The sequence below is a fragment of the Pseudomonas sp. NY15435 genome, from assembly GCF_048068295.1.
Taxonomy (GTDB): Bacteria; Pseudomonadota; Gammaproteobacteria; order Pseudomonadales; family Pseudomonadaceae; genus Pseudomonas.
The window spans coordinates 108,974-123,943 of record NZ_JBLUQA010000009.1; the positions used below are offsets into that span (position 1 = coordinate 108,974).

At 65.8% G+C, this 14,970-nt stretch carries 18 protein-coding genes; 4 read left to right on the plus strand and 14 right to left on the minus strand.

Annotation, left to right across the window (positions count from 1 at the left end; all coding sequences use genetic code 11):
- Nucleotides 1–25: 25 nt before the first annotated feature.
- A complete protein-coding gene (locus tag ACNFH5_RS21285) occupies nt 26–1,534 on the minus strand; it encodes a winged helix-turn-helix domain-containing tetratricopeptide repeat protein (RefSeq protein WP_416749360.1) in 1,509 nt (502 codons plus the stop codon).
- Between the two features lie 107 nt (nt 1,535–1,641).
- Between ACNFH5_RS21285 and ACNFH5_RS21290 the strand changes: the two genes are divergently transcribed.
- The gene (locus tag ACNFH5_RS21290) at nt 1,642–1,857 is read left to right on the plus strand and encodes a DUF1127 domain-containing protein (RefSeq protein WP_416749362.1); all 216 of its coding nucleotides are present in this window, start codon (nt 1,642–1,644) and stop codon (nt 1,855–1,857) included.
- Between the two features lie 3 nt (nt 1,858–1,860).
- On the opposite strand, the gene ACNFH5_RS21295 is transcribed toward ACNFH5_RS21290, so the two are convergent.
- Nucleotides 1,861–2,346 carry a GFA family protein gene (locus ACNFH5_RS21295; RefSeq protein ID WP_416749364.1) on the minus strand — a complete coding sequence of 162 codons (486 nt, stop codon included), beginning with the start codon at nt 2,344–2,346 and terminating at the stop codon, nt 1,861–1,863.
- A 130-nt stretch (nt 2,347–2,476) separates the two neighbouring features.
- Between ACNFH5_RS21295 and ACNFH5_RS21300 the strand changes: the two genes are divergently transcribed.
- The gene (locus ACNFH5_RS21300; protein ID WP_416749366.1) at nt 2,477–3,376 is read left to right on the plus strand and encodes a LysR family transcriptional regulator; all 900 of its coding nucleotides are present in this window, start codon (nt 2,477–2,479) and stop codon (nt 3,374–3,376) included.
- Nucleotides 3,377–3,379: 3 nt separating this feature from the next.
- Here ACNFH5_RS21300 and ACNFH5_RS21305 read toward each other — a convergent pair whose 3' ends face one another.
- The 6 genes from ACNFH5_RS21305 to ACNFH5_RS21330 form a co-directional block, all read right to left on the minus strand.
- Nucleotides 3,380–4,561: an iron-containing alcohol dehydrogenase gene (locus ACNFH5_RS21305; protein WP_416749368.1), complete on the minus strand. Its 1,182-nt coding sequence runs from the start codon at nt 4,559–4,561 to the stop codon at nt 3,380–3,382.
- A gap of 114 nt (nt 4,562–4,675) precedes the next feature.
- Nucleotides 4,676–6,181 carry an APC family permease gene (locus tag ACNFH5_RS21310; protein ID WP_416749370.1) on the minus strand — a complete coding sequence of 502 codons (1,506 nt, stop codon included), beginning with the start codon at nt 6,179–6,181 and terminating at the stop codon, nt 4,676–4,678.
- A 415-nt stretch (nt 6,182–6,596) separates the two neighbouring features.
- Nucleotides 6,597–6,812: a hypothetical protein gene (locus tag ACNFH5_RS21315; protein ID WP_416749372.1), complete on the minus strand. Its 216-nt coding sequence runs from the start codon at nt 6,810–6,812 to the stop codon at nt 6,597–6,599.
- Between the two features lie 285 nt (nt 6,813–7,097).
- The gene (locus ACNFH5_RS21320; RefSeq protein WP_416749374.1) at nt 7,098–7,439 is read right to left on the minus strand and encodes a gamma-glutamylcyclotransferase family protein; all 342 of its coding nucleotides are present in this window, start codon (nt 7,437–7,439) and stop codon (nt 7,098–7,100) included.
- Between the two features lie 15 nt (nt 7,440–7,454).
- A complete protein-coding gene (locus tag ACNFH5_RS21325; RefSeq protein ID WP_416749376.1) occupies nt 7,455–8,120 on the minus strand; it encodes a M24 family metallopeptidase in 666 nt (221 codons plus the stop codon).
- A 74-nt stretch (nt 8,121–8,194) separates the two neighbouring features.
- A complete protein-coding gene (locus ACNFH5_RS21330; protein WP_416749378.1) occupies nt 8,195–8,530 on the minus strand; it encodes a hypothetical protein in 336 nt (111 codons plus the stop codon).
- Nucleotides 8,531–8,647: 117 nt separating this feature from the next.
- On the opposite strand from ACNFH5_RS21330, the gene ACNFH5_RS21335 reads away from it, so the two are divergent.
- A complete protein-coding gene (locus ACNFH5_RS21335) occupies nt 8,648–9,307 on the plus strand; it encodes a TetR/AcrR family transcriptional regulator (RefSeq protein ID WP_416749380.1) in 660 nt (219 codons plus the stop codon).
- Between the two features lie 12 nt (nt 9,308–9,319).
- On the opposite strand, the gene ACNFH5_RS21340 is transcribed toward ACNFH5_RS21335, so the two are convergent.
- From ACNFH5_RS21340 to ACNFH5_RS21360, 5 genes are all read right to left on the minus strand, one after another.
- The gene (locus tag ACNFH5_RS21340; protein ID WP_416749382.1) at nt 9,320–9,793 is read right to left on the minus strand and encodes a hypothetical protein; all 474 of its coding nucleotides are present in this window, start codon (nt 9,791–9,793) and stop codon (nt 9,320–9,322) included.
- Between the two features lie 87 nt (nt 9,794–9,880).
- Nucleotides 9,881–10,195, minus strand: a complete 315-nt coding sequence (locus tag ACNFH5_RS21345) for an AzlD domain-containing protein (protein ID WP_416749384.1) — start codon at nt 10,193–10,195, stop codon at nt 9,881–9,883.
- Nucleotides 10,192–10,890: an AzlC family ABC transporter permease gene (locus ACNFH5_RS21350; RefSeq protein ID WP_416749386.1), complete on the minus strand. Its 699-nt coding sequence runs from the start codon at nt 10,888–10,890 to the stop codon at nt 10,192–10,194. Before ACNFH5_RS21350 ends, ACNFH5_RS21345 begins: the two co-directional genes overlap by 4 nt.
- Before the next feature lie 104 nt (nt 10,891–10,994).
- Complete coding sequence (locus ACNFH5_RS21355; protein ID WP_416749388.1) at nt 10,995–12,017, minus strand: DNA topoisomerase IB; 1,023 nt, start codon at nt 12,015–12,017, stop codon at nt 10,995–10,997.
- A gap of 262 nt (nt 12,018–12,279) precedes the next feature.
- A complete protein-coding gene (locus ACNFH5_RS21360) occupies nt 12,280–13,482 on the minus strand; it encodes an NAD(P)/FAD-dependent oxidoreductase (RefSeq protein WP_416749391.1) in 1,203 nt (400 codons plus the stop codon).
- Between the two features lie 324 nt (nt 13,483–13,806).
- On the opposite strand from ACNFH5_RS21360, the gene ACNFH5_RS21365 reads away from it, so the two are divergent.
- On the plus strand, nt 13,807–14,328 hold the full coding sequence (locus ACNFH5_RS21365; protein ID WP_416749393.1) for an RrF2 family transcriptional regulator: 522 nt from the start codon (nt 13,807–13,809) through the stop codon (nt 14,326–14,328).
- 7 nt (nt 14,329–14,335) lie between these two features.
- Here the strand turns inward: ACNFH5_RS21365 and ACNFH5_RS21370 are convergent, their stop codons facing one another.
- Entirely contained in the window at nt 14,336–14,959 is a 624-nt protein-coding gene (locus ACNFH5_RS21370; protein WP_416749395.1) for a cell wall hydrolase, read from the minus strand.
- Between the last annotated feature and the right edge of the window lie 11 nt (nt 14,960–14,970).

Genomic DNA, 14,970 nt, shown 5'->3' on the forward strand with positions numbered 1-14,970 from the left:
TGCCGTGAGGGCGGCTGGCGCGTACTCAGTCGGGCAGGCCGGCCTTGCGGAAGCCTTCGACGAAGTGTTCGCGCACGGCTGCATCGCGCAGCGGCTCGGTCTCTACCCAGTGGCGGATGGTGAAGTTCGGGTTGGTGACCAGGAAGAACTCGGTTTCCGCGCGGGCTTCGTCCAGCCGGCCCAACTGGGCAAGGCTGGCGGCGAGGAAGCGCCGCGAGCTGCTGCGGTAGGTTTCGTTGCGGCGCAGGGTCTGGATCGCGCCCAGGTAATCGCGCGCCGCGTACTGCGCCTGGCCCAGCGTCAGGTAGTACCAGCCAGCGGGGAAGGGGTTGAGGCGAAAGGCCCGGCGGATGTGCGCCAGGCCTTCAGCGGTGCGCCCGGCCAGCACCATGACGTCGGACAGCGCCGTCCAGGCGTCGGCGTCGTTGGGGTCCAGCTCGATTGCCTGCTGGAACTGCGCGTCGGCTTCGCTGTACTGGCGTTCGTAGGTCAGCAGGTACGCCAGGCTCCAGCGACAGCCCGAATCGTTGGGGTCGATGCTCACCGCTTCGCGCGCCTGTGCCACGGCGGTTTCGCGCTCCAGCGCGGTCGGGCCGCCGCTGTGTATCCAGCCCATCCAGTGGTTCATCGCCAGCCAGCGCCGCGCCTCGGCGTACTGCGGGTCGAGGGCAATGGCTCGGCTCAGCATCAGGTGCGCTTCGCGCGCGGCCAGCGGCGAATCGTCCATCAACTGGCGGGCGCGTACGCAGAGTTCATAGGCTTCCAGGTTCTTCGGCCGGTTGCGCGGCAGTGGTGTACGCAGGTGGCCGAGCAGGGCCTGGACGATCTGCCCGGTGACCTGGTCCTGCAGGTCGAAGAGGTCTTCCATGCGGCTCTCGAATCGTTCGGCCCAGACATGTTCGCCAGTGCTGGCGTCCACCAGCTGGGCGTTGATCCGCACGCGCGCATCGGCACGCCGGGCGCTGCCTTCGAGGAGATAGCGGACGCCCAGCTCGCGGGCGATCTCGCGTACATCCATGGCCTTGCCCTTGTAGGCGAAGGCCGAGGTGCGGGCGATGACAAACAGCCCGCCGACGCGCGACAGCTCGGTGGTCAGGTCTTCGCTGAGGCCGTCGGCGAAGACGGCCTGCTGCGGGTCGTCGCCGAGGTTGACGAAGGGCAGCACGGCGATGGAGGGCTCTTCCGGTAGAGCCGGTGTCACGCGCGGCGCATCGGCCAGACGCTGAACGGCGCCGCTGAAGCGGTAGCCGATGCGGGGCACGGTGGTGATCCACGGGGTGCCGTCCGGCGTTTCGCCGAGCACCTTGCGCAACTGGGCGATCTGCACCGTGAGGTTGCCTTCCTCGACCACCAGGCCCGGCCAGGTGGCATCCATCAGTTCGGCTTTGGTGCGGATTTCACCGGGCCGCTCCAGCAGCGTCTGCAGCAGGTTCAGTGCGCGAAAACCGATGGCGACGGGCTCCTCGTCGCGCTTGAGAATGCCGGTAGGGCCATCGAGCACGAAGGGGCCGAAAGCCAGACGCGATTGCAGCATGACGCCCCCTTTGCAAGTTTTTGGAAGTGTTTGGCGCCGCTTGAGGACGGCGCTGTGAGCGACCGCCATGCTCGGCCCCATGAGGCACGAGTCGAATGGAGGTTGCCATGAACGATACTCCCCGCCTGCTGCTGTCGGAAGCTTCATTCAGGCCGTTCAGCCTGCCGGCCTTGCTGGGACTGCTCGCGCTCTGGCGGGCGCGAACCCGGGTTCGTCGCCAGCTCGCCAGCATGGCCAGAGCCAATCCGCACCTGGTCGAGGACATCGGCCTGACCCGCCGCCAGGTGGCGCTGGAGATCGCCAAGCCGTTCTGGCGGGCCTGACGCTCACTTTTCCAGGCCGAGGCGCTGGTGCCACTGGGCGATGGACTCCTGCGGGTAGTCATCGAATTGCAGGTCGTGCGGGCCAGCCTCTACCTCGACCCAGCTGGCCTTCGAGCGCAGCAGCAGATGCGTATGCTCGGGCGGTACCGGCAAGGGCGTGTCGATGGCCGAGGCGAAAGGGTGGATCAGCTCCGGCCAGCGCGAATCGTAGAGCCATAGGCCGCTGCCGCACTGGTTGCAGAAATGCCGTTCGGCGCCGCTGGTGCGGGTGCGCTGGCCTTCCTCGCGAATCTTCGCGTGATAGATGCTGATGTGCTTGCGTCCGCGCACCTTGAGGCTGGCGGCATCACCGCCGAGGTTGATCGCGTAGCCGCCACCGCCCTGGGTCTTGCGGCAGATCGAGCAGTAGCAGCGCTGGTAGGGGTAAGGATGGGCGCTGTGCAGGCTGAAGTGCACGGCGCCGCAGTGGCAGGAACCTTCGAGCAGCATGGCTTCTCTCCATCAGGGATACCCGACCAGGGACTCGCGGGCACGCCGGGGATTCCATCGGATCGCACCAGCGGGACTGGCCGTGCCCTGTGCAGTAGACTAGCCGCCCGCCCAGCGCCGGACTCTGCCCATGCTCAGGAATTTCACCGACCTCGATCTGCGCCTGCTGCGCATCTTCGCCTCCGTGGTGAAGTGCGGCGGCTTCACCGCGGCGCAGGCCGAGCTGAACATGAGCCAGTCGAATATCAGCATGCACATCGGCAGCCTGGAAAAGCGCCTGGGCTACCGTTTGTGCGAACGCGGCAAGGGCGGCTTCCGCCTGACGGCGAAAGGTCAGCGGATTCTCGAAGCGTCCCAGGCGATGTTCGATGCCATCGGCCTGTTCCGCGACCAGGCGCAGGCGCTTTCCGGCCAACTGGTCGGCGAGCTTTACCTGGGGTTGGCGGACAACGTCACGACCCTGCCGCAGGCGCGCTTCGACGAGACCCTGGCGGCCTTCCACAGCCGCGAGCAGGACGTGCAGCTGAACCTCTACGTGAACTCGCCCACGGAGCTCGAGCTGGCGGTGATCGACGGTCAGCTGGACCTGGCGATCTCCTACTTCAGCCGCACGCGGCCGACCCTGGATTACCTGCCGCTGTATACCGAGGAGATCGGAGTGTTCTGCGGCGAGCGCCACCCGCTGTTCACGGCGCGCAAGCCGACGCTCAAGCAGATCGCCGACTACAACTGGGTGCGCCACGGCTTCCTGCCGGCGGACCAGGAGCTGCCGTTCCGCCCCGAACGCAGCAGCGCCACTGCACATCACATGGAGGCGGTGGCGCATTCGGTGCTGGCCGGTACGCACCTGGGCTATCTGCCGACCCATTATGCGAACATCTGGGTCGAGCGCGGGCGGATGAAGCCGCTGCTACCGGAAAAGCTCTGCTACGAGGTGACCCACAGCATGATCACCTACGCCGGGCGGCCGCGCAGCGAGGCCGCCCGTGCCTTCATCGAAGACCTGCTGAGCGTGCACGGCCTCGGCTAGTCCTCAGGCGAGCACGCCGTTGACTGCGTTGAGGTAGATGCGCGAGTAGTCCTCTGCTTGCAGCGGCAGGGCGTTGGTCTCGGAGGAGGAGATGTCCGCCACCGCCTGTTCTCCGACCCATTGCGCATCCTCGCCATTGAGGCCCAGCTCCTTGAGCGTGTGGGGAATGCCCACCGCCGAACGCAATTCCAGCACCCAGCCGAGCAGGCCGTCGAAGTTCGCTTCCGGCAGCTCCAGGTAACGGGCGAGACGCGTGGCGTCGGCTTCGATGGCGGCGCGGTTGGCCACCAGCAGGTAAGGCAGCAGCACCGCATTGAGCAGGCCGTGGTGCTTGTGGTGTTTCGCGCCCAGCGGGTGGGCCAGCGCATGTACGCCGCCCAGTCCTTTCTGGAACGCCACGGCGGCGCTGGCGGAGGCCACCAGCATGCCTTCGCGGGCAGCCAGGTCGGTGCCGTTGTGCACGGCGCGTTGCAGGTGCTCCTTCACCAGGCGCACGCCTTCAATGGCGACGCCGGCGGACATCGGGTGGTAGAGCGGCGAGAACAGCGATTCCAGGTGATGGGTCAGGGCGTCCATGCCGGTGGCGGCGGTGAGCGACTTCGGCAGGCCGACGGTCAGCGCCGGGTCGAGGATCACCGAGCGGGCCAGCAGTTCGCGATGGCCGACGACGATCTTGATGCCGCGCGCCGTATCGGTCAGTACCGCCTCGCGACCCAGCTCGGAGCCGGTGCCGGCGGTGGTGGGAATGGCGATCAGTGGCGGCAGGCCGAGGTCAGGATGGTCGCCCAGGGTCGGGTAACGCTCGATCAGCTGCGACCATTCGAAATGCTGCAGGCCGTTCGCATCACGGCTGAGCAGGGCGATGCCCTTCGCGGCATCCAGCGCGCTGCCGCCGCCCAGGGCGATCAGCGAATCGTGGCCGCCTTCGGCCAGAGCACCGGCGCCGGCGGTGACTTCCTCCAGTGCAGGGTTGCTGGAGAAACCGTGGAATAGTGCGTAGTCGATGCCGGCGGCTTCCAGGCGGCGGCGTACTTCGTGCAGCGGCGGCAGTTCGAGCATGCCCGGGTCGGTGACCAGCAATGGCTTGCGCATGCCGACAAGGCGGCAGCGGTCGGCCAGTTGGTCGAGTGCACCAACACCGCAGAGGATTTCCGTGGGGTAGTTCCAGTAGTTCAGGGTGGACATGACAAGCTCCGGATTTCAGGCATGACCTGCCCGTGCCGGCTTGTGCAAGCCAGCGGCGGGAGGCGTGGGAAATGAGGCGTCGGGCAGGCCGGCGCCGGGAATTCAGCTGACCGCTCAGCCGACCGCGCGGCCGGCGAAGCTCAGGCTGGTGGCGATGCGACGGTGCGGCTTGGCGATGAACAGGTAGGCCAGGCCGAACAGGGCGAGGACGGAGAACACCACGACCACCGCCCAGACCTGGAACCAGGGCGCGCCGGGCGGGGCAAGCATTTCCCGCGGCCAGGCCACGTTGATTGCCTCGAACACCAGCCAGACCACCGCGATGACGTTGACCAGCAGGCCCTTGCGGCCAAGCTTCAGTGCACCCTTGTCCGGGTCCCAGCGGCCGCTCAGGCGGGCATACAGCGCGCTGGCGGCGACGATCAGGAAGACGAAGAAGAATCCGCCGCTGCCGAAGGCGATCAGCGTGCCGACCGCCGTGGCGTTCAGCCCCAGCGCGAGGCCCAGGCTGGCCAACAGGGTGCTGCAGACCATCGCCGCCATCGGTACCTTGCGCTTGTCGACGCGGCGCAGCAGGGCTGAGCCGGGGAGGATTTCATCGCGGGCCATGCCGAAGATGGCGCGGCCGATGTAGGTCTGCACCGAGACCACGCAGGCGATGAAGGCGACCAGCACAATGGCCACGAACGGCCGCTCGGCCCAGGCGCCAAAGGCGTCCACCACGGCCGGGGTCACCGGGTCGATGATCTGCCCGCTGACCACGGCGGCTGGGTCCTTGAATGACAGGGTGACGGCGAAGGCGGTGAGCATCACGGTCAGCCCGACCACCAGCATCGAACGCAGGATGGCGCGGGGCGTGGAGACGCGGGCGTCGGTGGTTTCCTCGGAAATCTGCGAGCAGGCGTCGAAGCCGAGGAAGGCCCAGCCGCCCACGGCCAGCGCGGTGAGGAAGCCTGACCAGTAGGTACCGCCGGAGACCTCCAGGGCATTGAGGCTGCTGAACAGCATCTCGAAGGAGTGGTTGCGGAAGAACAGCAGCAACAGCACACCGATGCCGATGGAGGCGATGGCCTCGGCGAAGATGCCGGCATTGACGAAGTACTTCAGCGGGTTGATACCGAGCAGGTTCACTCCCAGCCCCAGGGCCAGCAGTGCCGCGCCACAGAGCACCTGAGCGTTGGCCGATGGCGGCTCGCCGGTCACCAGCAGTCCGAGCCAGAAACCGCCCAGATAGGCGACGGTGGTCAGCGAGGCGAGGGCGGAGGCGAGGTAGAGGAAGCCGGTGAACCAGGCCGCACGGTCGCCGATCAGCCGGCGCACCCACTGATAGCAGCCGCCGGCCAGCGGGAACTGCGAGGACAGTTCGGCGTACACCAGCGCCACGGTGAGTTGCAGCAGCAGGCACAGCGGCACCACCCACACCCAGGATGGACCGACGCTCATGGCGCCCAGGGACATCACCGAGTAGATGCCGACAACCGGGGAAATGGTGGCGAAGCCGACGGAGAAGGACGACCACAGGTTCAGCCCGCGGTCCAGTTCCTGGCGGTAGCCATGGCTGGCGAGCAGGCTTTCGTCGCCATTGCTGCCTTGGCTGGCAGCGGTACGAAGGTCAGACATGCCGGCCTCCGGTGTTCAGGGAAAAGTGGGATTCACGGCCAGGCATGACGGGGCGCATGGGAGATCCTCGGGGCAGTTGGAGTTGTTATCGAGAACCCGCGTCTCTAAAGGACGGCTGAGTAGCTGGCGCTGTCAATGCAGCGCGTGGCCAGAGTAGGGGGCTGCCGCATCAGGAAAAATTCATATTTGATTGGGCTGACATCAGGTTCGGCTGATGTTTGTGCTGCGAAGGGCGCAATGATGCCAGGGTCAGGCGTTGTGGGAGAGCCAATCGGTAGGAGCGAGCTTGCTCGCGAAGAAGGCGGGCACACACTTGGGGCGGGCGGCAGGATGCGGGTTCGCGAGCAAGCTCGCTCCTGCGCAAAACAACGATGTTGTCCCGGGAACGGCGGTGCGTTCCCGGTGTGGATCGGTATCAGCAGTGCTTGTCCTGCCCGGCCTTTTTCTCGGCGTCCGGCTGGGCGTTCTGTGCGGTCTGCTGTTCGGCGTCGGTCTTGTCGCGGGTGGCCTGCATCGCCTGATAATTGGCTGTGGTCAGGCGGTTGGTCATCAGGGGCGACTCTTCGGCCATGGAAGCCTGGCTGGCGAGCAGGGCGGCGAGGGTCAGGACGCTGGCAGTGAGCAATTTCATGAGGGGATTCTCGGTAATGAGTCTATTGGGATGGTGCTCGCGAGTGGTCGCAGTCTACTGGCGCGTCGCCAGGGCAACCCATGAGGAAAACTGCTGGGAATGATCGAATCGCTTGGCGGGCCCGCTGCAGGCCAAGCCCCGCCGAGTCGGAGATTGGCCTGCAAGCCTTGGTATTCGTAGGTTCGAGGAGGAGCCTTGGCAGCTCCTCGGTGGTCGTCAATCAACCAACCCTGAAGCCAGGCTAATGAATCCATGCATCGCGCCTAACGAGTGCGACGAACACCCTCAGGCCTTTACGTAGACCCACGCCTCAAGGCCGGACTGCAACTGGACGTTGATCCGCTGGTAATCGGAAACCTCATAGGCGTCCGCCGCCAGCAGTTCCTGCTGGGTGATCTCGAACACCGTCCCCGGTACCCGGTCCGCCTCCACGCCGCTGTACTGGACGATGGGGTGATGGGTCTTGCCACTGGTGGCGAGCACCGCCGGGTCGGTGATTTCCACCCAGTCGGTGCGAAAGGCCACCAGCGCGTCGGCGCGGCCGTGCAGTTCGCGGCCGAAGCTGGCCAGTTGCACGGCCTTGTCCTGCAGGGTGCCGTAGGAGAACAGCAGTACGTTTTCACTCATCGCGGGGGCTCCGGGTCAGGCCAGCAGGTCTTCGTAGAAGGCGCCATAGGCTTTGTTCGGGTGGGCGAGCTGGATTTCCAGGATCCACAGGCCGCCATGGGGATGCTCGGCATAGTCGCCCAGGTCGCCTGCGCGGTAGATGGCGTGGGGAAAGTCGCTGACCCGATGGCCCTTGATATCCAGATTCAGCTTCCAGCCCATGGCCTCGGCCTGCTGGTGGGCGAAGTCGTAGAGCTCGACGCCGCTGCAGCTGGTCTCGCGCCAGCGCGCCTCGACGTGCTCGAACAGCGTTTTCGCCGCCGCGGCGCAGGCAGCCATTTCCGGGTCATCTCCGGTGACGAAGGTGGCCCCCGCGTCGCCCTCGTGGCCGCGCCAGACCACGCCCATGTCGATGAAGAAGATGTCGTTCTCGCCCAGCACCGGGTTGCCCTCGGAGCGCTGCTTGAAGGTCTTCAGGGTGTTGGCGCCGAAGCGGATCAGCAGCGGGTGCCAGATGCGCTCCATGCCCAGGTCGGCGAGCACCTGCTTGCCGATGGCGACGGCCTCCAGTTCGGTCATGCCGGGGAGGATCGCGGCGGCAATGGCGTCCACGGCTTCCCAGGTGCGGGCCTGGGCGTATTGCATCGATTCCAGCGCGTAATTCGCGCCGACGGCTTCCTTGGCGTACACGGCGGTGTTCATTTTTCTTCTCTCTGAGCGACAACCTTATCGCCATATATATTTCTACATAGCGGTAGGGAAATTCAATCGTTGGCTCAGCAGCAGGACATCGCGCAGGCGATGAAGGCGGTCGTCAGGGTGGTGATGCTCAGCCCCACCAGGAACAGGGTGTCGGCGACGCGTTCCAGACGGTGATTGCGCTGCACCTTGCGGGTGCGCAGGCCGAAGTAGGCGGCGAGGGTGGTGGCCAGGTAGATCACCGTGTTCACCGCGAGCATGTCCTGGCCGATCAGGTCGACGCGGTGCTGACCAACGATGATGCGCAGGATGCCGACCACGGTCAGGCACACGCCGACCATGGCGCCGGACGCGGCGAAGATATGCACGCAGATGTCGTCGTCCAGTTGGGCGGTATGGCTCTTGTGGCTCATGGCAGGTTCTCCCGGGCCGGCCGCTGCGGTTCATCCGCTCGCCTTGCCGGCTTCGTTGTGGCTGCCATGATAGGAAGGACGCGGTGTTTGCTGTACTCGCTTTCCCGGTGGCCCCAGGTGAACCGAAAAACAGCGGAAAATCAGCCAGATAACCGTCGTCTGCCACGGCAGGCGCGGGCGCTGGAGAAAGTTGAGCTCATATTGGAGGCGTCCCGGCGCATCCTGGAACGTCACGGCCTGGAGGGATTCACCACCAACCACGTGGCGGAACTGGCCGGGGTCAGCGTTGGCTCGTTGTACCAGTACTTCCCCAACAAGGACCGTATCCTCGATGAACTGGCCCGGCGCGAACTGGCGGCGCTGGCCAGCGGCATCATGGGCGCGCTCACCAGCCGCCCGCCGGAAACGCCCGGCGAGCGTATCCGCGCGGTGATCCACGCCGCCGTCAGCGCCTACGGCGGACGCACCGGCGCGCACAAGGCGCTGATGCATTACCTGATGACCCGTGGCGGCGGCAGCCCGCTGCCCGCCTTGCGCGGCAGCATCATGACCCACCTGGTGACCCACGGTCTGATCGGCCACGACCAGCAACTGCGCAAGCTCGCCGAGGCCGAGGTCTTCGTCCTCGCCCACGCGGTCGGTGGTGTGCTGCGTGCCCTGCTGGAAGATCCCGATGCCCTGGCTCCGGGGCGGCGTGAGGGCATCGAGGAAGCGCTGGTGCAACTGGTGCTGGCGTACTACCGATTGCCTGCAGTGCCGACCGTGACACCGGGCTGATACGCGGCGCGATCAGTCGCCGTTGGCCGGATAGTCGAAGCAGGCGAACTGCTGGCCGCCGTACTCGTTCTGCTGGCGTCGGCAAGTGTTGTTCTGTGCTTCGCAGGCGGCCACGGACTTGGCGTCGGCGGCCGGAACCACGATGCGCACACTGGGCAAGCCCTGCTCGTAGCCGTGGGCGATGAGGAGTTCGCCAACCTGTGCCAGCAGCTCGGGGTCCTTGCAGCTTTCAGCCAGATTGGCGCAGGCGTGGCCAACGTCCTGGACCTGGCTGGCATCGGGTTCCAGCACGAGGCTGGCGATGCCGGAGCGGTTCTGCTCGCCGTCCTTGACTACGTCATAGAAGATCACCGGAGCACCGGTCGGCTTGAAGACTTTCACTTCCCTTGGTTGCAGGCTGAAGCCCAGGCCGTAGAGGACTTGTGCCTCGGCGAAGGTTTCGCCGGGCTGGACTGCGCGCAGATCTTTACCATTGACGACGGTCATGTTGAGTGCTCCGGCAAGAGTGGCCCCCCGCTCAGCCTAGCTCCGCCACCGAAGCCACTCATCATTCATTTGAAGGAAGTGCCAGCGCTACAACCACCAGCGCAGCAGATAGAACGCCCCCATGCTGAGGAGCACACTGAGCAGCACGTTGCGCGTCCACAGCACCAGCGCAACCGCGACGACGGCGCCGAGCAGGTAGGGGTTGTCCAGGCGCAGGTTCAGCTGGTGTTCGGGCAGGAACACGATGGGGCCGCAGATCGCGGTGAGCATGCCCGGAACGGCGAAGCCGAGGAACTGCCGAATGTTGCTGCTCAGGCGGATTGGCAGGCGCGGTTCGAGGAATACATAGCGGTTGAAGAACACGATCAGGCCCATGCCGAAAATCACTGCCCAGACCATCATGCGCGCACCCCCGAGAATTTCTGGCAGAGGAAACCGGCGAACATTCCCGCAAGCCCGGAAAGCACCAGCGCCGAACCGACCTGCCAGTAGCTGAGCAGCACTGAGCAGAACAGCGAGACAGCGACGCAGACCACCGTCGGGATGTTCTTCACCACCGGCACGATCAGGGCGACGAAGGTAGCGGCGATGGAGAAGTCCAGCCCCAGGTGTTCCAGCCCGGGAATGCTGGTGCCCACCAGCACGCCGGCGAGGGTGAAGAGGTTCCAGGCGATGTAGAACGTCAGACCGACGCCCAGTGCGTACCAGCGGTTGAAGGTTTCGCGGTCATGGCCGCTGGTGAGGGCGAACAGCTCGTCGGTGAGCAGGAAGCCCAGTCCCGCGCGCCAGCGCCCCGGCAGGCCGGAGATCATCGGGCGCATGGTCATCCCGTAGAGCAGGTGCTGGGAGGTGAGCAGCAGCGTGGTGATCATGATCGAGAAGAACCCGGCACCGCCCTTGAGCATGCCGATGGCCACCAGCTGCGCCGCACCGGCGAAGACGATGGCGGACAGGCCCTGGCCGTGCAGCGGCGACAGCCCGGCGTCGATGGCCAGGGAGCCGGCGAGCAGGCCCCAGGGCAGGACCGCCAGCGACAGCGGCATGATGTCGATGGCGCCCCTGAGGAAAGCGCGTGAGGGAAGCTGATCGTGGGACATGAATGTTTCTTGCAGGCAGATAAGTGCCTTCAGCGTGGCAGAAACCGGCAGGGCCTGGCTTGAACAATCTTGCTGTCGTTGAAGTTGCGCGCCTGCGGCGCATCTCATGGTGGGGGACGGGACAGGAACGCCAGCAGCGTGGCTTCCTCCGCGCTCAGGTTCTGCCGCTTGCGCGCCTTGCTCAGCCCGTCGAGCTCCCCGGCGAGGAAGGCCTCGATCACCCGCGGGTGTACGTAGCATTTGCGGCAGATCGCCGGGGTATTGCCCAGCTCGTCGGCTACCTGCTGGATGATTTCCTTGAGCTGACGGCTAGCGCTTTTCCCGTCTACCCAGCGGGTCTTGCGGCAGTGCTCCAGGGCCAGGGTGGTGCCGGCCCAGGTGCGGTAGTCCTTGGCCGTGAACTCCTCGCCGGCGTGCTCGCGCAGGTAGGCGTTGATGTCGCGGGAGTCGATCATGTGCCGCTGGCGGTCTTCATCCAGGTACTGGAACAGCTGCTGGCCGGGCAATTCCAGGCAGCGCCGGAGAATGCGCGCCAGGCGCGGGTGCTCGATGTCCACGCTGTGCTTCACGCCGCTCTTGCCGCGAAAGGCGAAGCGGATGCGCGTGCCCTGTACCTCGACATGGCGATTGTTCAGGGTGGTCAGGCCGAAGGAGCGGTTTTCCTTGCGGTAGCGCTGGTTGCCGATGCGGATCAGGGTGCGGTCCAGCAAGGCGACCACGGTCGCCATGACCTTTTCCGCGCCCAGGCCCGGTAGGGCCAGGTCCTGTTCGATGTGCCTGCGCAAGGCTGGCAGGCGCTGTCCGAAACGCAGCAGACGCTCGTACTTGGCGCAGTCGCGCACCTCGGTCCAGCGCGGGTGGTAGCGGTACTGCTTGCGTCCGCGCACATCGCGCCCGGTGGCCTGCAGGTGGCCCAGCGGGTCGATGCAGATCCACACATCGATGTACGCCGGCGGAATCGCCAGGCGATTGATGCGCTCGATCTCCGCTTCCACGCGGATGCGCTCGCCGCCCGGATCGAAGTAGACGAAGCGCCCACGCAGGCGGCGTCGGCTGATGCCTGGCAGGCTGTCGTCGACGTAGTGCAGGTCGGGGGGAAGCTCCAGCAGCTCCGGCGGTGTGCTCATGGCGGCTCCTCGAAGACTCTTCCGTAATGGATCGCGGAAGGGCCTGCGGAGTGCCGTTTTTTTCACCTGCCGCGTAACGGCCAGTCTCAGCGACGCCGATACCTGTAGGAGCGAGCTTGCTCGCGAACCGCCCAGCTCTGGAGCGGCAGGAAACACCTGTTCGCGAGCAAGCTCGCTCCTACGAAATGCGTTCTGGGAACCGGTTTGCAGGGCATGAAAAAGCCCCGGAAGGCTTGCGCCAACCGGGGCTCTGCTCAACCCATCAGGCCACGACCGGAATCATCGGGTCGGCCGCCGCCAGCGCGGTGGCGCGATCGGCGGCCGGCGGGTAGATCCACACGGTGTTGATCTCGGTCTTGATCTTCTTGCCTTCCTCGCGCTGGAAGCGCACCTGGCGATCCCAGCCTTCGGTAAACAGCGCACCCCAGGCGCCCAGGTCCAGGCAAGTCACGTACTTGGGCTGGCTATAGGGGATGGGCGCCACGCCCAGCAGGTCGGCGGCGGCGTTGTTGCCGGCCGAACGGCCCAGCGCGATGGCGTGCTGGCAGGTCATCAGCGCGTAGTTGCCGGCGTCGTCCACCGCGGCGTAGGCGACGTCGCCGGTAGCGAACACCACGTCCTGGCCGATCACCTGGAGATTGCGGTCTACGTGCAGGCGGCCCTGGCGGTCGCGCTCGCCGGCAACCTGTTCGGTCAGCGAGCTGGCGCGTACGCCGGCGGTCCAGATCACGGTCTTCGCGTCGATGCGCTCGCCGCTGGAGAGCGTCACACCGTTCTCGTCGATGGATTCCACCGACGACTTCAGGCGCCATTCCACGCCCAGTTCGGCGGAGGCTTCGGCCACCACGGACTGCGAGGTCACGCCGAGCGCACCGCCGATTTCGGCGCCGCGATCGATCACGATCACCCGCACCTGAGCATCCGCGCCCAGCACTTCACGCAGGCGCGCCGGCATTTCGGTGGCGGTCTCGATCCCGGTGAATCCGCCGCCGGCGACGACTACGGTGTTGCGTGCTTCTGACGCCGGCAGCCGGGGCAGCGCGCGGATGTGCTTCTCGAGCCGAACGGCCTGGTCGATGTCATCCACGTCGAAGGCGTGTTCGATGCCTGGCAGGGCGGGGCGGGCGACCTTGCTGCCGCTGGCGAGGATCAGGCGGTCGAAGCCCAGGGTGGCAATCGCGCCGCTGGCGTCGCGGTAATCCAGTTGGCGGCCGTCGACGTCGATCTGTTCGACGGTGCCCTGGATGAAGGTCACGCCCACTGCGCCGAACAGATCGCCCAGCGGAGCGGCCATCTGGTGCACGTTCGGCTCGTAGAAGCGCGGGCGGATGCGCAGTTCGGCCTGGGGCGCGAGCACTGCGACTTCAACGTCGCCGCGCTGGTGCATATCGAGCAGACGGGTGGCGCTCAGGGCACTCCACATACCAGCGAAACCGGTGCCGACGATCAGGATGCGTTGTTTCATGGTGCTCTCCGACGAAAAGGATGAATCCAGGTTGTTGGGTTCCCGAGTGCCTGACATCGGAGCGGTTCGCTTCCCGGCTCGTCTCGGATAACTACGACTATATTTGTCGTAGTTATCCGGCGCAACCGATTTTTGCCTCAAACTCCGACCGTTCGTCACGGCTGCGCTGGGGGACGCGCCGCTGCTTCTGTTTATGTGGAAAGTACCAGGACGTGCAGGGGAGCCCGTGTCGTGGGTGACAGCTCGTCAGGATGCGTGCTTAAGTGCTTGCCGGATACCCGGTGTGGCCGGAAAATAATGCGACTAATCTAGTCGGAGTTTGTGATGGCTTTGTACAGCGCGGGGGTGGAGTACGGCATTCACTGCCTGCTCTTCCTGACAGACGAGAAGGGCGACAGTCGCGACTCCAGCGTGCGTGCGCTGGCGGAGTTGCAGGGTGTGCCCCAGGAACTGCTTGCCAAGGTCTTCACCAGGCTGGCGAAGGCCGGTCTCGTGGCTGCTACCGAAGGCGTGCGCGGTGGGTTCCGTCTGGCGCGGCCGGCGGACGAAATCACCGTGCTGGATATCGTCAAGGCCATCGACGGCGACAAGCAGATTTTCGAATGCCGCGATATCCGTGGCCGCTGCGCGGTGTTCGACGGATCGCCGCCGGAGTGGGCGACCTGCGGCACCTGCTCGATCCACGCGGTCATGCTCACGGCGCAGAAACGCATGGAAGAAGCCCTGGCCCAGCACACCGTGCTCGACCTCGCGCGCCGCGTCGGGCGCAAGGCACCGCCGGAGTTCGGCGAGGCCCTGGTGCGCTGGATGGACGCCCAGCGCGACGGTTCCAGCGCCGCCAACTGAAAGGACCCTAGCGCGCATCACCGCCGCGCGGCTTGTAGAAGACGAACTCGTCGGTCTCGGCCGTGCGGATGTATTGCTTCGCCCAGGACGGCGAGGCGTGGCGATCGTGGAAGTACATGGCGCCGCGCGTGCGGTCGTTCAACTGCTGGTTCAATGCCCGGCGGGCGATTTCCTTGGCGATGTCGTAGCGATTCTTTTCTTCCACCTGGTCGGAGCGGCCGTCGCACCACCAGGAAAACTGGCAGTGCTTCTGTTCCTGCCCCTGCTTGACCACACCGCACACGGTGTCGGGGAAGCCGCCGTGGCCCATGCGGTTGAGCACTACATTGGCCACCGCCTCCATATCCGCCTTGCCGCCGCCCTTGGCTTCCCAGTAGATGGTCCGCGACAGGCAGGTGAGGGCGTCGTCCAGTGGCGCCTTGCCCGCCGGATCCAGCGCCTTGACCTCGGATTGGGTGATGGGCGCCGGGCTGGCCACTGCCGTGGCCGGGTGGGCGACCTGCTGCTCCAGCACTTCGGCTTTGTGCTCCGCGGCCTGGGCCTTTTGGTCGGTTGAGGTGCCGATGGACGCAGCGGAGCAATGGGATGCCCACAGCGCGAGCAGCAAGAGCGGAAGAAAAAGGCGGCACATGATCGAACCTA

Coding starts and splice junctions, on each gene's coding strand:
- ACNFH5_RS21300 (WP_416749366.1), top strand. CDS start 2,477: ATGCTCAGGAATTTCACCGACCTCGATCTGCGCCTGCTGCGCATCTTC.
- ACNFH5_RS21340 (WP_416749382.1), bottom strand. CDS start 9,793: ATGACCGTCGTCAATGGTAAAGATCTGCGCGCAGTCCAGCCCGGCGAA.
- ACNFH5_RS21285 (WP_416749360.1), bottom strand. CDS start 1,534: ATGCTGCAATCGCGTCTGGCTTTCGGCCCCTTCGTGCTCGATGGCCCT.
- ACNFH5_RS21290 (WP_416749362.1), top strand. CDS start 1,642: ATGAACGATACTCCCCGCCTGCTGCTGTCGGAAGCTTCATTCAGGCCG.
- ACNFH5_RS21350 (WP_416749386.1), bottom strand. CDS start 10,890: ATGTCCCACGATCAGCTTCCCTCACGCGCTTTCCTCAGGGGCGCCATC.
- ACNFH5_RS21310 (WP_416749370.1), bottom strand. CDS start 6,181: ATGTCTGACCTTCGTACCGCTGCCAGCCAAGGCAGCAATGGCGACGAA.
- ACNFH5_RS21345 (WP_416749384.1), bottom strand. CDS start 10,195: ATGATGGTCTGGGCAGTGATTTTCGGCATGGGCCTGATCGTGTTCTTC.
- ACNFH5_RS21325 (WP_416749376.1), bottom strand. CDS start 8,120: ATGAACACCGCCGTGTACGCCAAGGAAGCCGTCGGCGCGAATTACGCG.
- ACNFH5_RS21355 (WP_416749388.1), bottom strand. CDS start 12,017: ATGAGCACACCGCCGGAGCTGCTGGAGCTTCCCCCCGACCTGCACTAC.
- ACNFH5_RS21320 (WP_416749374.1), bottom strand. CDS start 7,439: ATGAGTGAAAACGTACTGCTGTTCTCCTACGGCACCCTGCAGGACAAG.
- ACNFH5_RS21365 (WP_416749393.1), top strand. CDS start 13,807: ATGGCTTTGTACAGCGCGGGGGTGGAGTACGGCATTCACTGCCTGCTC.
- ACNFH5_RS21305 (WP_416749368.1), bottom strand. CDS start 4,561: ATGTCCACCCTGAACTACTGGAACTACCCCACGGAAATCCTCTGCGGT.
- ACNFH5_RS21330 (WP_416749378.1), bottom strand. CDS start 8,530: ATGAGCCACAAGAGCCATACCGCCCAACTGGACGACGACATCTGCGTG.
- ACNFH5_RS21315 (WP_416749372.1), bottom strand. CDS start 6,812: ATGAAATTGCTCACTGCCAGCGTCCTGACCCTCGCCGCCCTGCTCGCC.
- ACNFH5_RS21360 (WP_416749391.1), bottom strand. CDS start 13,482: ATGAAACAACGCATCCTGATCGTCGGCACCGGTTTCGCTGGTATGTGG.
- ACNFH5_RS21370 (WP_416749395.1), bottom strand. CDS start 14,959: ATGTGCCGCCTTTTTCTTCCGCTCTTGCTGCTCGCGCTGTGGGCATCC.
- ACNFH5_RS21295 (WP_416749364.1), bottom strand. CDS start 2,346: ATGCTGCTCGAAGGTTCCTGCCACTGCGGCGCCGTGCACTTCAGCCTG.